The organism is Flagellimonas oceani, assembly GCF_011068285.1.
Taxonomy (GTDB): Bacteria; Bacteroidota; Bacteroidia; order Flavobacteriales; family Flavobacteriaceae; genus Flagellimonas; species Flagellimonas oceani.
Genome location: NZ_CP049616.1, coordinates 1,184,957 through 1,201,313 on the forward strand (window position 1 = coordinate 1,184,957; position 16,357 = coordinate 1,201,313).

At 42.9% G+C, this 16,357-nt stretch carries 7 protein-coding genes; 3 read left to right on the forward strand and 4 right to left on the reverse strand.

Annotation, left to right across the window (positions count from 1 at the left end; all coding sequences use genetic code 11):
* Positions 1 to 331 precede the first annotated feature (331 nt).
* The 3 genes from GVT53_RS05520 (at position 332) to GVT53_RS05530 (ending at position 8,926) form a co-directional block, all read left to right on the forward strand.
* Complete coding sequence (locus tag GVT53_RS05520) at positions 332 to 3,535, forward strand: SusC/RagA family TonB-linked outer membrane protein (protein WP_166247813.1); 3,204 nt, start codon at positions 332 to 334, stop codon at positions 3,533 to 3,535.
* Positions 3,536 to 3,538: 3 nt separating this feature from the next.
* Positions 3,539 to 5,302 (forward strand): RagB/SusD family nutrient uptake outer membrane protein, encoded by a 1,764-nt coding sequence (locus GVT53_RS05525; protein WP_166247814.1) that lies wholly within the window; start codon positions 3,539 to 3,541, stop codon positions 5,300 to 5,302.
* A 288-nt stretch (positions 5,303 to 5,590) separates the two neighbouring features.
* Positions 5,591 to 8,926, forward strand: a complete 3,336-nt coding sequence (locus tag GVT53_RS05530) for a VCBS repeat-containing protein (protein ID WP_166247815.1) — start codon at positions 5,591 to 5,593, stop codon at positions 8,924 to 8,926.
* A gap of 107 nt (positions 8,927 to 9,033) precedes the next feature.
* Here the strand turns inward: GVT53_RS05530 and GVT53_RS05535 are convergent, their stop codons facing one another.
* The 4 genes from GVT53_RS05535 to GVT53_RS05550 form a co-directional block, all read right to left on the reverse strand.
* Positions 9,034 to 9,912 carry an aminotransferase class IV gene (locus GVT53_RS05535; RefSeq protein ID WP_166247816.1) on the reverse strand — a complete coding sequence of 293 codons (879 nt, stop codon included), beginning with the start codon at positions 9,910 to 9,912 and terminating at the stop codon, positions 9,034 to 9,036.
* 197 nt (positions 9,913 to 10,109) lie between these two features.
* Entirely contained in the window at positions 10,110 to 12,056 is a 1,947-nt protein-coding gene (locus GVT53_RS05540) for an OmpA family protein (protein ID WP_166247817.1), read from the reverse strand.
* A gap of 11 nt (positions 12,057 to 12,067) precedes the next feature.
* A complete protein-coding gene (locus GVT53_RS05545) occupies positions 12,068 to 12,991 on the reverse strand; it encodes a PorP/SprF family type IX secretion system membrane protein (protein ID WP_166247818.1) in 924 nt (307 codons plus the stop codon).
* A 40-nt stretch (positions 12,992 to 13,031) separates the two neighbouring features.
* Positions 13,032 to 16,280, reverse strand: a complete 3,249-nt coding sequence (locus tag GVT53_RS05550) for an Ig-like domain-containing protein (RefSeq protein WP_166247819.1) — start codon at positions 16,278 to 16,280, stop codon at positions 13,032 to 13,034.
* Positions 16,281 to 16,357: the final 77 nt, after the last annotated feature.

Genomic DNA, 16,357 nt, shown 5'->3' on the forward strand with positions numbered 1-16,357 from the left:
GGTTTCATTCAGTTAGCTTTAAAATTCTTTTTTTGGGTGTAATACGCTATTGCATTTTAACTTTTAACTAAATGATGGTTTTTTGTTGTTTTTTAAACTGGGGTTGACATTTGAGCAATTTTTATAAGTGTCGTTTTCACCCAACAGGCCTTGTTGTTCGGAGGTTTTTTTTGGAAATATCAAATTTATAATGTTAGAGTATTTATTTTTTCATATTTATTATTTGGTGTTAAAATATTGCCAATTATAAAAATTTAACTATTATTGTTCCTGATTGAGACAATATGCACGGTCGAGATCGGATAAAATAACTAAACTAAATAGACTATCTATGAATCAAAACAGATTTCAAGTTTTGACAAGGTTGTTTGGTGCCCTAAAGGCTTTTCAGACTTTTTTCTTGTCAATGACAATGATGTTGGTGGGTGGATCTGCAATTGCAGCAGCCCCGGACTCGGGTGATGCTCCTTCGCCCCCTTACCAATTAACCATAACGGGTACGGTTGTGGACAATTTCGGAACACCTTTGCCAGGTACCAATGTTATTGTAAAAGGTACCACTAACGGAACTCAGACAGACTTTGACGGTAATTATTCCATTACAGCGCCTTCCGACGCTACCTTGATTTTTTCTTATGTAGGGTTTAAAACCATAGAAATCCCGGTAAACGGTAATGCTACTGTGGATGCGACCATGCAGGAAGATGCAGCAGCTTTGGATGAAGTTGTGGTTACTGGTTATGGAAGCCAAACAAGGGGTGAACTGACCGGTTCCGTTGGAACGGTTGATGTGGCCGAGGCCACTAAAACACCAGTGGTTAACGCAGCAGAAGCCTTGCAAGGTAGGGTTGCGGGTGTTACCATAACCAATAATGGACAGCCAGGATCCGCTCCTGTTGTTCGTGTAAGGGGTTTCGGTTCTGGAAACAGTAACGATCCACTTTACATTATTGATGGTGTCCAAACAGATGACCCTGGTATATTGAACTCAATAAACCCAGCTGACATCCAACAGATGAACGTACTTAAGGATGGTGCCGCGGCTATTTATGGTGCTAGGGCATCAAATGGTGTTATTATCGTAACTACCAAGAGTGGTGGATATAATTTGGATAGAGCAAGAGTGTCTTTGGATATGTACACTGGATTTTCCGTCGCTACCAACTTACCTGAAATGTTGACACCTGCCCAGCATGGACAAATGCTATGGCAGAGTATACTGAATGATGGAGGCACACCTTCCCATCCACAGTATGGAGAAGGACCAACCCCTGTTGTGCCGGAAACTATCCAAGGTGTTCCGGTAACAATGAATGTCGCTCCAAATGGGACAAATTGGGTAGATGAAATTTACAGAAGTGCCATTACCCAAAATGCTTCTATTACATTGGAGAATGGTAACGAAAAATCCAAGTTCCTTTTTTCTGCCGGTTATTTGAACCGTCAAGGTATCCAAATCCATACTGGATTTAAAAGAGGTAACGTACGATTGAACTCCGAGTTTAAAGTTGGAGATAGAATCAGGATTGGACAACACGCAAATATTTCGTTTGATAGAAGAAGCGGTGGACAATCTTGGTTCAACTTTGCCCAAAGAATGTCTCCATTGGTACCGGTATATGATACCGATGGTAATTTTGGTGGTAACTATAGTAATGATACCGGTCTTTCCAATCCCAACAACCCTGTTGCAGAGGCAACTCGCCAAAAAGATGACTTTGCCAAAACATTTAGAGTATTCGGTGACATCTATGCAACCGTTGATATTTTGGACGGATTACAGTTCAAAACCTCTTTTGGTGGATCTATCAGGGCGTATAACGATAGACGTTTCAGAGCGTTGATTCCGGAATCCTCCGAGCCTATTGCCACGAATACATTGACCGAAGCAGACCAGGATACTTATGAGTGGGTTTGGACAAACACTTTGAATTACAATAAATCTTTTGGAGATCATAGTGTTAATGCACTTGTTGGTATTGAAGCATTGGATAATCACGGTAAAGGGAAAGAGATTTCCAGGACCGACTATTTTTATGAAAGACCTGACTATTATTTGTTGAGCAATGGTGGAGGTGCACCTAACGTGGCCTATGCCTATGATAATGCATCATCTTTGTTCTCTGTGTTTGGTACGGTAAACTATGACTACGATGGAAAGTATCTTTTGACCGCTACGGTTCGTCGTGATGAATCTTCAAGATTTATTGGAGACAATAAGAGCGATATATTTCCTTCGTTTAGTGCAGGTTGGGTGGTGAGCAACGAAAACTTCTGGCCGACTGATTCCTTTATGAGTAGATTGAAGTTGAAAGGTTCTTGGGGACAGTTAGGTAACCAAAGCTTACCAGTGGACAACCCAACAGTAAACTTCTCTATATTAAGTGAGCAGTATGCAAATTATGCCTATAATGGAAGTGCTGCAGGTATAACCCAAGGGGCAATATTGTCAGCAGCTGGGAATCCAAATTTAAAATGGGAAACTTCAGAGACCACCAACTTTGGTATTGAAATGGGCTTCTTTGACAATAAACTGAACTTTTCTGCAGAATATTTTACCATTACTACCAAAGATTTGATCAATCAAGATGGTAGCTTATACAGTTCTACAGCTTTGGACGCAGCCCCTCCTTATGTAAACTTGGGTTCATTTAGAAATAAAGGTGTGGATGCCACTTTAAGCTTTTCAGATCAAACCGATTCCGGCTTTAATTATGGTATCGACGTTAATTTTTCACATTACAAGAACGAAGTACTTGATTTGATCAGCGCATTCCAAACAGGTTTTGGTGGTTTTAGGACTACAGGAACTGTAACCAGAACACAAGAGGGTCAACCCATTTCCTCTTTCTATGGTAGAATTGTGGATGGCATCTTTGCTTCTGAAGCTGAAGTGGCCAATGCACCAAGCCAAGGGTTTGCAACAAATGCTGATGGTGTTGGTAGATTTAGATACCGAGATATTAATGGTGATGGGACTATAAATGACGATGACAGAACTTTTATCGGTTCTCCTCACCCAGATTTCACTTATGGTGTTAACTTTAGAATGGCATACAAAGGATTCGATATGTCTGCATTCTTCCAAGGTTCCCAAGGAAACGATATATTCAATAATGATAAAGTATATACCGACTTTCCTACCTTCTTTAACGCTAACAGAAGTGTGAGGGTATTGGATTCCTGGACTCCGGACAATTTGGATGCCGAATTACCCGCATTGAGTCAGAGTATCACAAACAACGAAGGTACGGCGAACTCATTTTTTGTAGAGGATGGCTCCTATATGCGATTGAAGAACCTACAAATTGGTTATACTTTTGACGAAGAAGTGTCCGGTTATTTGGGAATGGACAGCGTCCGTTTGTATCTTCAAGGAACCAATCTGTTTACCATTACAGGTTACGATGGGGTAGACCCAGAACTACAACCAAGACTTGATGGTGGAGCTATAGACAACCTTACTATAGGGGTTTCGGACAACAACTACCCTTTGGCTGCAATTTATTCCTTTGGAGTTAATCTAAAATTTTAAAAAATGAAAAAGAAGATAATATTTTCAACAATGCTGGTAGGTCTATTGCTATGGGCCTGTGCAGATGATTTTACAGAGAAATCGGCTACCGGGAACATACCCGATCAGGATTTACAAACAGCAACTGGTGTAGAGTTAAAGTTGACCGCAGCATACTCAGCTATGGATGGTGAGCGTGTAAACAGACAAGGAGAGGGAGTTGCCGCTGGTGGTGACAACTGGTGGTCCGATGTGGTTTCCGATGATGCGCACCGTGGAAGTACCGATGGTGACAACACGGCCTTGTTCCAAGTAGAAACCTTGGACTGGCAAACCGGTAATAGCTGGTTTTTAGGAAGATGGAGTGCGCTTTATGGCGGTGTCAATCGGAGTAATGCGGTTTTGGCGTTGATTGATCAAATTACGGACCAAGACTTTACAAGACAAGCAGGTGAAGCTTATTTTTTAAGAGGATATTTTAATTTTGAACTTCAAAAGTTCTATGGATATCCATCCTTTATTTCTGTAGAGAATTTGGTGAATGAAGAATTCAATCAACCCAATCCTGGACCTATCTGGGCCGAAATAGAAGCTGATTTTCAAGCTGCCATAGAAAGGTTGGATGATGAAATAATTGTAGGTAGAGCAAATGCTTGGGTGGCCAAGGCCTTTTTAGGAAAGGCATACTTGTACCAAGGAAAGTATGATGAGGCCTTACCTCTGTTCAATGATGTCATCAATAATGGACCATACGCATTAAATACTGAGTTTGTTGACAATTTTAATGCTGCTGGAGAGAATGGACTCGAATCGATGTTTGCCATTCAGTTTGCATCGGATGATGGTCGTTCCTTTAATGGTAACGGTGCCGGTACATTAAACTTCCCAGGTGGTGGGCCTTTGGGTACTTGTTGTGGATTTTATCAACCTACACAGGACTTGGTAAATGCTTATCAGACCGATGGTTCAGGATTGCCACTATTGGATTCTTATGCTGCTACCGATGTAGTCAGTGATTATGGAATTAACTCCACTTTTGATCATGATGATAATGAAGAGACTCCTGAAATCCCAACAGATTTCACACCTCATACAGGACCATTAGATCCAAGGTTGGATTACACAGTTTCCCGTAGAGGAATCGATTATAACGGTTTTGGACGTAATCCTGGAAAGGCATGGATCAGAGCAACTTTTAGTGATATTTCAGGACCTTATTTGCCCAAGAAGAACGTGTACCAAGCAGATGAAGTAGGCGCCAACCGCGGAACGGGTGGTTGGGGATCCGATTGGTCCGGTATCAACTATAACATTATGCGTTTTGCCGATGTATTGTTGATGGCGGCTGAAGCTGCTGTAGAGCAAACCAGTCCAAACTTACCTTTGGCACTGGAGTATGTAAATAGGGTACGTGATAGGGCAAAGAACATGACATATGTACAGGCCTTGGATGAAAACGATGATCCTATTCCAGATACAGATGCGGCCAATTATCAAATTGAGCTTTATGCATCCTTTCCAGACCAAGCGTTTGCTAGAAAAGCAATTCGTTTTGAGCGTCGCTTGGAATTTGGTATGGAGGGACATAGGTTGTTCGACCTAAGAAGATGGGGCAATGCTATGGAGACCATCAATACCTATATAGAAAACGAAGCAGAGGATTTAGATCAAGCTGGTTACGATTCAAAATTCAATGAATATCAACCTAAGCATGATTTGTTCCCTATTCCTATTAACGCCATTGACCAAAGTGGAAATGTGTTGCAGCAGAGTCCACTATGGCAATAATGAAAAGTAGAATCTGAGTTAGTTTAATTTAATTCGAGTAGAGAGATAGGTTGTCAATTTTATTGGCAACCTATTTTAATTAAGGACAGTCCATATTAATTAAAAATTAATCGTTATTAGTTAATATTAACCGTTCGTGACTCCAATACAGCATCCAAATTTTTATTTTTAGCAATTCGGTATGGGCATGAACGAGAACAAATCCATTTTTTTGAATAATTGCGGTCATTCAATTTAAAACCATTACCATTTTATCAAAATTAGGGTCAACCATAAAACTTCAACACAGTGACTAAAAGTTATATTTTAATAGCTCTGGCTTCATTATTTATTGTCTCCTGTTCCAAGAAGGAAGATGATACCTTGTTCTCCAAGGTCTCATCCGATCATTCAGGTATCGCCTTCAACAATAAAATTGTGGAGACGGACAGCTTTAACATCCTTACCAGTGAATATATCTTTAATGGAGGTGGTGTGGCCGTGGGCGATTTCAACAGTGATGGAAAACCCGACCTCTTTTTCACCGGAAACCAGGTGACCAATAAGTTGTACCTAAATCAGGGAAATTTCGAGTTCAAGGATGTAACCGAGATATCTGGCGTTGCAGCATCCGATAAGTGGAAAACCGGGGCCGCAGTTGTTGACATAAACAATGATTCGCTTCTTGATATTTATGTATGCGCCGCTATGTACGATAGCCCAGAAGAAAAGGCGAACATATTATATGTGAACCAAGGAATGGATGATAACGGTGTCCCTATTTTTAAAGAAATGGCCAAGGAATACGGGGTAGCCGATACGGGCAATAGTATGAACGCCGCATTTATAGATTATAACAAAGATGGCCTTTTGGACCTCTATGTACTCAACAACGTGGACATCCACGTTTTGCCTGCAAACTACAGGGAAAAAATAACCGATGGCTCATCATTGAGCAATGATCGCCTGTACCGAAACAATGGCGACAATACGTTTACCGACGTAACCATCGAGGCCGGCATCACCATTGAAGGCTATGGATTGGGAGTGGCCGTATCCGACCTCAATTATGATGGATGGCCCGACATTTATGTCAGTAATGATTACCTGAGCAACGATATCCTCTACATCAACAATGGCGATGGAACATTTACCGATAAAATCGGGGAATATGTAAAGCACCAAAGCAAATTTTCAATGGGTTCCGATGTGGCCGACTTCAACAACGATGGTTATTTGGATATTCTCACACTCGATATGCTCGGGGAAACGAACTATAGATTAAAAACTACCATAAAGGCAACAAATTATAACGATTATTACATGAACGAGAAGTATGGTTACGACTATCAGTATATGCGTAACATGCTTCAAATGGGACAGGGCCCGAACATGCCTTACAGTGAGATTGGGCTTATGGCGGGCGTGGCCAAAACAGATTGGAGCTGGTCGCCACTTTTTGTTGATGCCGATAACGATGGACGTAAAGATTTATTGATCACCAATGGATTTCCAAGAGACATAACCGACCTTGATTTTGGAGAGTTCAATTTCAACGTTCAAAAATATTTGAGTACCGCCCAAATTTTGGATTCCATCCCCGTGGTGAAAATACCCAACTACGCTTATCGCAATGAAGGCGACGGACAATTTAAGGACGTGGGCAAGGAATGGGGCTTGAGCATACCGTCTTTTTCCAATGGTGCCGCCTTTGCCGATTTGGATGGCGATGGCGATTTGGATTATGTGGTAAGCAATATAAACGACGAAGCATTTCTTTTCAAAAATAATCTGGAACGCAAGCAAACGGGAACAAACAATTTTCTTCAATTGAATTTAAAAGGGCCAAAATCCAATACGGCCGGGCTTGGAACCAAGGTAGCGTTACGCTTCAAGGATGGAACCTTTCAATATTACGAACACCAATTAAACAGAGGGTATCTATCCACGGTAGAAAGCATGGCACACTTTGGAATTGGGGTCCAAACAACTATAGAATCCTTGGATATTTTATGGCCCGACGGCAAATATCAAACAATAAAAAACATTCAGGGAAATCAAAAGTTGGACGTAAATTATAGCGATGCCAAAGCCATCGGCGAACAAAAACTGGCATTTCCTTTGGCACCCAAACAGACCGACCCCATTTACCGGGAAATTTCTGGCGAAGTAGGTGTCGACTACGTTCACGAAGAAACCGATAAGGCCGACTTTTACGTGCAGCCCACACTCCCACATAAACTTACCCAGAATGGTCCACGATTGGCAAAGGGGGATATAAATGGCGATGGTTTTGAGGATTTTATCGTTGGAAGTTCATCTGGATACTCGCCGATGATTTTTACCCAAGATGCAAACGGAACCTTTACGCGTACACCGCTGTTTGAAGATGAAGCCAGTAAAAAACGGGAGGAGACCAGTATTTCCCTTTTTGATTTGGATAATGATGGAGACCTTGACATTTACATGGTGGCAGGAAGCAATGAGTTTGATTTGGACTCGCCCTATTACCAAGACTACCTTATGATCAATCAAGGAAACGGAAAGTTCCAAAGATCTACGGATAGATTGCCGGAAATAAAATCCAGCGGATCCGTAGTGGAAGCAGAGGATTTTGACGGTGACGGCTATGTAGACCTTTTTGTTGGTGGCCGTACTCCTTTTTCCCAGTATCCAAAGCCGGATGATTGCTATCTGTTGAAAAACGAAAACGGAAAATTGGTCGATGTCACCGATACGTACAGTAAAGCACTTAGAAAACCAGGAATGGTCACCGATGCCAAATGGGCGGATTTGAACAACGACAACCTCAAGGATTTGATCTTGGTGGGAGAATTTATGCCCGTGACCATTTTTATAAATAAAAAAGATTCTTTTCAAAAGATGGATCAAACCGGAATACAACAACTCTCTGGATGGTGGGAATGCGTGCTGGCCCAGGATTTTGATAATGACGGGGATGTGGATTTGATTGCAGGCAACTTGGGAAAAAACAATTTGTACCAGCCATCACAGGAAAGGCCGGTTACCATGTTGGCCAAGGATTTTGATAACAACGGAGCTATAGATCCTGTAATGTTCGCCTATTTCAAGGGGGACTTCGGGGATACAATTTATAACCCCTATCCAGTCAATTTTTGGGGCGACCTGATCGGGCAGAGCCCCATGTTCAGAAAAAAGTTTGATTACTTTAGGGACTATGCCACAACCACCAAAAAGGAACTGTTCACTCCCGAACAACTGGAAGGAGCAGATGAGCTCATGGCAAACCACGACCAGACCACTTATTTTGAAAACGACGGCAATGGACAATTCACAATGGGCAAACTTCCTTGGGAAACACAATCAGCTCCGATTAAATGTATGATTACCACCGATGCAGGTAATACTGCAACGGATATATTAATGATCGGCAACGATTTTGGCAATGAGGCCTTTATTGGAAGGTACGATGCCTTTAATGGCGGAATATTGTTGGGGGACAACAACGGAAGTTTTGAGTTTAAAAATGCCGAGGAAAGTGGCTTTAAGGTTACCGGGGATGCAAAGGATATGGTTCAGGTGGAAAGGGCCGGAGGTGGAAACCCCTACATTGTGGTAACTCAGAACAGGGGCAAGGCCCTGGTATTTACCAAAGCAGAGTAAAGTCAATTTACTTAATGGGCAATGGTAATTCTAAAAAGCAGAATGCCGGTGCAAAACCTTGCTTTTTCTTTTAGGATTTTTTAGTGTTTCCCTTCAATGGTAAAACGCTAGAGTGTGGATTGTGAAGTGTCAGTTGTTCTTAATTTGGCGAATGCCTCTTGAAGCCTTTTTGTTGTTTTGCCAACATTGTCGTTGTCATAAAACGTATGCTCTCCCAATACGGCTATAGAAGCTACTTGCGTAGTTGTTCCGGTAAAAAAGGCTTCATCCATATTTTGGATCTCGGTTTGTGGAACAGGCTTTTCAAGGGTTGGAATGTTCATTTCTTTACAGAGTTTTAGAACAATTTGCCTGCTTATACCATCTAATATATGTTCATTGGCCGGGTGGGTGATCACAGTACCATCCTTTACAAAAAAGATATTGGTATGCGAACCTTCCGAAATCATACCATCACGGACCAATGCAGCTTCATCTGCGCCGGATTCCATAGCGGATTCATTGGTCATAATGTTGCCGAGCAACGAAATGGACTTAATATCGCATCGGTGCCATCTAAAATCAGGTTCCAAAATGGCTTTCATGTTTTTAGGGTTGATGGAGGGCAGGTCATACGGAAGGGCATACATCATCACGGTGGCAGGCGCACCTTTTGGAAACGAGTGTTTTCGTGGGGCAACACCACGGGTGACCTGCATGTAGATCAAACAGGATTTGTCCGTTAAATCCGAGGCTTTGAGCAGCGGTTCCAAGGCATCGTCAATAGTTTTAACATGGAACGAAACACCTATTTTGTTCAAATTATCTTGCAGTCGGTCCAAATGCGCCTTTTTATAAAAAATTCCGTTCTCCAATTGCACCATAACTTCGTAGATGCCATCCCCGAATAAAAAACCACGATCAAAAACAGATATTTTGGCGTCTTCGGCCGATATTATTTTTCCATTTAAAAAGACTTTTTCAGGAAAGTTTCCCTTGGGCAACATGTGGTCGGTTTTGGAAGGAAAAATACATAGGGTACATTTCCACGATCTTACCATGTGAAGGTAATGGATATTTACCAAAAGAAAAACCAAGTGCCCAAAAGTTATGGGGACCTGGTTTTGTCTCGGGGGACTTTTAAACGGGGTCGGTTTTAAAATTTTAAAACCGACCGATTGCTATGGGGGATACACCGCTTGTGTTATCGTTGTACGTTTTCCAAGGTTTCACTTTTTTCCACAATAATAAAGTCCGAGCGCCTGTTCATCAAGTGTTCTTGCTCGCTGCACTTTACACCATTGGCACACTTGTTTTTCAATCGATATTCACCATAACCGTCGGCACTTACGATTCTGTCGTGGTCAATGCCTTTGGATATTAGGTATCGCATGGTCGATTTTGCCCTGTCGTCCGAAAGTTTAAAATTATATTGGTCGGTGCCCCTGGAGTCGGTATGTGATTCAATTTTTATTTTGATATCCGGGAACTCCCGCATGGCGTAGAGTACTTTTTCCAATTCTATCTCGGCCCTTGGGGTAATATCGGATTTGTCATATTCAAAATAGATGGGGTTTACCTTGATTTTTTCGATATCCCCTTCCTTGACCACCAAACTTTCAAAAGGAGTAAGGTATATCATGTTTTCTTCCGAAGCTTCCTCGGGATTTTCTCCCGTGGTGATAATCACTTCCTCTTTGGTGAAGCGGGGCTTGGAGAATACAAGTTTGTTCTCTTTGTTGCAGGGCAAAGTAATGTTAAAGTAGCCATTATCATCCGTTTGCAGCGCACTTACAAATCCGGTAGCACCATCATAAAGTTCAATTTTGGACATGGGTATGGGATCTCCCGTATTTTTGTTCAGTACGTAACCGGAATACACCAGGCAATCAACCGGCTTAGCTTCATTTATTTGGTAAATATCATCATCCCCAGCGCCTCCAAATCGATTGGACGCAAAGAAGGCAAGGTCTTTTTTTGCACTGAATATCAAAGAGAAATCATCCATGTTTCCATTTATGGGCTCCCCTAAATTGTTGGGCAGCTCAAATTGGTTCATGGACAATATGGTGGAAGCAAAGACATCCAGCCCGCCCAGCCCGTAATGGCCGTCCGAAGAAAAATAAAGGGTATCGCCATCAATATATGGGAACATTTCACGCCCTTTGGTATTTATTTGTTTGCCCAAATTTTTTGGTGGCGATACGGCATCGCCGTCCATTCCCAGTTCCACCACATAAATATCGCTGTGACCGTAGCCGCCCGGCATATTGGAAGTGAAGTACAGGAATTTACCGTCCGGGCTAACGGCAGGATGCCCGCAGGAGTAATTTTTACTGTTAAAGGATAGTGAGGTAACCTCTATAAGTTTGTTCTGGTAAATGCTCCCTTTTAATATCTGCATATTGGAGAGACCGTCGTTGTTGGCGCTCAACTTGTTCTTTTTAATGTAGTTCCGGGTAAAATATACGGTTTGGGAACCCGGTGCAAAGGCCACATTGGCATCGTGGTAGTCCGAGTCCATGTTGTCCAAGAATTTTTCTGGGACAAAGTCCGGAATATTGGGATTGGTAAGGTAGACATCCAAGTAGGGCTGATTGTTCCAGGGATATATTTTTCCCTTTGATTCCGATGTATCCCTCGCGGATGCAAAAACCAGCATATCGTTGAACATGGCAGGGGCAAAATCGGATTTTTTACTGTTGAAGGCCAACTTTTGAATCTCAAACTTTGGATTTTCTTCCCTAAGCCCTTCCAATTGCTCTTTTTGTGCGAGAATCATTTTCAATCTATCCTGATCGGAGTAAAAATCCTTGAGCAATTGGTCCGCTTTTTCGGGTTCCATACTTGCCTTTAAGCACTGTACAAGTTTTATAATGTTGCTTTCGCCCACATTTTGTCCTTGCACGGCATAGAGTTTCACATACCAATCCTTTGCGCTCTGGTACTCGCCCATGTTAAAGTGGGCATCGGCCAACCGTTGAATTATATGGGTCGATTTTTTTTGGTCCTGCGAGGCAAGGTCACTGTAAAGTGCTATCGCCTTTTCAAATTTAAAATCATCAAAGTATTGATCTGCCCTATCCAATTTGCTCTGGGCAAGGCTGATTAAGGACGTGCCTAAGGCTATAACTAGTATTATTTTTTTCATAATGATTTTTTTTAAAAGAAACGGGGGGACAATGCTCTTTTGTTGATATCAAAAACAGTGAACTTAAGAATGATCTCGTGGGACCCATCGTTGTAGTTTTCAAGACCGGTCAAAGAATAATCATAGGCGTAGCCAATGAAGAATTTGCTTCCTAAATGAAAACCGGCCAATGCACTTAGGGCATCGTCGTACCTGTAGGCCAGACCAAGGTTCACTTTTTCCTGAATCAAGAAATTGGCGGATACATCTACGGTGAGCGGTGCTCCGGCAATATGTTTTGTAAGCATGGCGGGCTTAAACTTTAGTGATGGTGAAAGGTCGAACACATATCCGCCCATAAAATAGTATTGACTTTTTCTATCGGTCACCTCTCGGTCATCATCATTGTAGATTTCCGAGTTCAAAAAGTTATCGGTGGAGGCGCCCAAATACCAATGATCGCTGTAAAAGAATGCCCCGAACCCGACAATGGGTCTTGTTTTGTTAAGGTTTTCGCTAAAAACAGGGTCCAGGTCATCGTTGAAATTTCCTTTGGACCAGTCTATACTCAGAATATCGGCCCCGGCGTTGATCCCGAGCGACAGCTTTGTGCTTGCTCCCGTGGTAAGCTCATAGGCAAAATGCCCATTGACCCGAACATTGTTGGAGGCACCGATATTGTCGTTGATGGCGGTGAGCCCAAGTCCTACCTTTTCACCTGTCCTGCCCTGAACGGTAAAGGATTGTGTTTCCGGAGCTCCATCCAGGCCCACCCATTGGGAGCGGTAAAGGACATTTGCTTCGAAATTCGCCGATGTGCCCGTGTAGCCTGAATTGAGTACTGTGGTATTGTACATGTATTGCGTATACTGCGGGGCTTGTTGTGCCTTTGCGCCAAAATGAAGTAGGACAATGCACAATGTAACCATCATTTTATATTGAATGTTATTTATCATAATTGATAGAATTGATATGTGAATGTTAAAAGGCTTTGGATTATCGGGCGAGCTGTAACCAGCCTACAAGGTTTCGGTTCAGTTCTGGAATATTGACGACGTAATAATATGTTCCCGAAGGAAGATGATCTCCTTTGTTAAGGATTCCATTTACATTTGCTATGCCGTTCCAAGTGTTCCGGTAGTCGACCGCCTTGAAGACGGTATTGCCGTTTCTATTAAAGACCTCAATGGTATTGGAATAATCTTCGATACATTCTATTTCGAAGAAATCATTGAATCCATCGTTATTGGGAGAGAACTCGTTATAGACCATGAGACAGAATTCCTCATCCAATACTTCCCCACATTCAATCGTTGCAACATCCAGTTCAAAAGCATCCGAGGGAGTACAAGCTGCAGGGTCGTCGTACGCTATGCTTATCGAATTTTCTTGGAGGCTGGTCCAATTGACCGATACAAAGTCATCCGTGATGCCGCCACCGTCAACAACGGTTCCGCCGGTCACAGTCCATGAATAGTTTTGCTTTCCACTTTCGGTGGTGTAGGTATATTCTTGGTTGATACAGGCATCTTCGGATTGGCCGGTAAGGGTGATCGGTTCATCTTCCTGTAATACAACGGTGACTTCCAAACGGGTTGGGCTTTCGCAACCACTTGTTTCCTCTAAAGAAAGATAATAGGTGCCATCCGAGAGCAGTGTCGACGCATCCAGTTCCTGACCGCCCGTGGCACTATCATAAAATAGGATATTGGATTCGTTTACCTGAATATCCGCTAAAGTGAGTCCCGCACTTGCACAGAAGGTCTGTGTTACCGAATTGGTAGTGGGGGTGCGACCTTCAAGATTGACAATTATTTCCAACAATGATGTGCTGATACAACCTTCTGCACTAACATTGGCAACGAAATAGGACTCTCCATCCACCAAAGGTGTGGTGACGTCCAACGTTGTGTTTGCACCGGCATCGGCAAAGAAAAGTATATTGGATTCGTTTACCTGAATATCGGCCAATGTTGGATTCTCGCTTGCGCAAAAAGTCTGTGTGGTCTCGCTTGCGGTGGGCGTTGACGGATTGATTAGATTAACCGTGATGCCCACCCTTACAAGCACTTCAAGGGGAACACCCAAAATTCCGGCAAAGTATACTTCGCCATCCACCAAAGGTGTGCCAAGGTCTAGTGCAAGGGCCGCATCCAAACTATCAAAGAATGCAATATTGTCCACATTAACCACTAAATCCAATAATGTAGGGTTGTCCGATGCGCAGAAAGTCTGGACCAAATCGTCAATGATCAAGTCGGGAATGTCTATATCAATGCCTCCGGTAAGGGAACAAAGACCACCATCCACAAATACTTCAATGGCGCTGTTGGCGTCCAAGGATAGATCTATACCATTTACGTCTACACTAAAATCAAGGTTGGCATCCAAAACCCCGTTAAAAGTTTGTCCATTAACGGAAAGGATAATGGCATCCCCTGGACTTGCATCACCACTAATGCTTCCCGATACATTAAATGTCGGGTCTACTTGAAATATGTCGGACAATATATCCAGTGTGATAACAGGTGTCGCATCTATTGCAATGCTAGCCCCCGAATCCACTATTTGTACTGTTGCGGATTGTAAGTCACCAGCGGCATTTTCGCAACCTGCCGATGATTCGGTCACCCTTGCATAATAGGTATAGGGACTCCCTCCTTGGTCCAGCCCGCTAATGATCAGTGCCCCATCTTCGGGATCTATGGTATAAGTTACAGCACCAACGGTTAAACCGTCTGTGATTTCGTTGGTTGCATTGGCATCGAAGAACCAAGTGTATGTCCCATCAATATCGCTAGAGGGAGTCAAAACTACATTGTTGGACGAACAAATTGGGGATTCATCACCGATAATGTCTATATCAGCAGCCGTAGGTATGTCCACCACATTTACCTCCACGGGGATTCTTGGGGACTCTTCCGGGCAACTTGGGTTTGCAGCTGCCACATAATAGGTGGTGCTGGCAGTTAAAACCGGCGTGGTGTAGGGATCTCCGGAGTTTACGGTGGCCAATAGATTTCCGTTGGTTTCGGAGTCGTACCATCTAAGTTCGTTGCCGGCTGCGGTAGTTGCCACCAAATCGACGGATTCTCCCGTACATATACTTACATCTTGTGAACTTGCATCGAGTTCGGGCAAAGCAGGGGCACGATATACTTCATAAAGATCAAAGGATTGCGCAATATCAACATTTAATAGGGAGGATAGTCGGAAGGTGACCCGGTTGGCCTGTCCCGATGGATCTAACGGAATAGTGGCCACTTGCCCTCCTTCCAGAAGCCCCAAAAGATCTAAATCCAACAAAGCGGAAAGATTTCCAGAAAAAATAGGTGATTCGGAACCATTTTGGGCAATCACTTGGATGTTGTCGGCTACGCCCAACGTAAGCAGGGAGGGGTCTACGGCAAGGCGCACATAAAAGTTGTCTCCAGGTTGAGAGAGGGAGTCAAAATAGACCGTCTGCTCAATGCTGGCGGCCACGCCCAAAACACCAAGACCTACTTCCGAAGCTGTATTCAAGTCCCCATCTATGGCCAAGTTTGGGTTTGTAACGCCTGCACCACCAAGCCCTAGAAGGTCCAAAGAAAGACCGCTTCCATCAAAGGAGGTATAGGAGGGAGTTCCGCACAAGCTGGGGTCTCCGCCGTAAAAGGCTCCAAATACATCCAAGCTCCGGGTATTGAACAGACCAAGGACTGAACCAATCTGGTTTTCAATACGTACCCTGTTGTAATCGTCTTCCGGTGCAATGGCGAGGTAAAAATCATTATTGGCATCCGTTACCACTCTAAGTTGGTCGGAGGAGAAGGCATTAGTGCCAAATGATGATTCTTGGAGAACATTGTTGTCGTTGTTTTTTACGGTTACTATAAACTGTTGGTTTCCTATTAGTACTACACCAAGTACATTGGATAGCAGACTTCCCAGGCTGCCCCCCAGCAACGATGGCAATAGGTCATCCTCTGTTTCAATTTTTACAAAAGATTGTGTATTGGATGTCAAAGTAGATGGAAATTCCAGTTCAAGATGTCCATCGTAGGCACCCACGCCTAACGCCAAACCAGAACTTGCCCTTACGTTGGCGGAGGTGGAAAGGTCCCCGTCGATAGCATTTGTAGAGTTGTCAACTTCGTCCTCACTATTAATAGTTGTGGCGAAGGTCTGTGCTTCCAATGTCCAAGCTGAAGACAATAGCAAAATGAGAAATAAGCACTTTTTTCCTAATAGTAATAATTGATCCATAAAAAATGTTTTTCATTATTATAAAAAACGCAATGAATCGACTAATATTTTATGATGTAGGAAAAAACTGTTTAATA

Bases quoted from the DNA above. Each gene is read 5' to 3' on its own strand.
- GVT53_RS05520 (WP_166247813.1), top strand. From the start codon at position 332: ATGAATCAAAACAGATTTCAAGTTTTGACAAGGTTGTTTGGTGCCCTA.
- GVT53_RS05525 (WP_166247814.1), top strand. From the start codon at position 3,539: ATGAAAAAGAAGATAATATTTTCAACAATGCTGGTAGGTCTATTGCTA.
- GVT53_RS05535 (WP_166247816.1), bottom strand. From the start codon at position 9,912: ATGTTGCCCAAGGGAAACTTTCCTGAAAAAGTCTTTTTAAATGGAAAA.
- GVT53_RS05540 (WP_166247817.1), bottom strand. From the start codon at position 12,056: ATGAAAAAAATAATACTAGTTATAGCCTTAGGCACGTCCTTAATCAGC.
- GVT53_RS05545 (WP_166247818.1), bottom strand. From the start codon at position 12,991: ATGATAAATAACATTCAATATAAAATGATGGTTACATTGTGCATTGTC.
- GVT53_RS05550 (WP_166247819.1), bottom strand. From the start codon at position 16,280: ATGGATCAATTATTACTATTAGGAAAAAAGTGCTTATTTCTCATTTTG.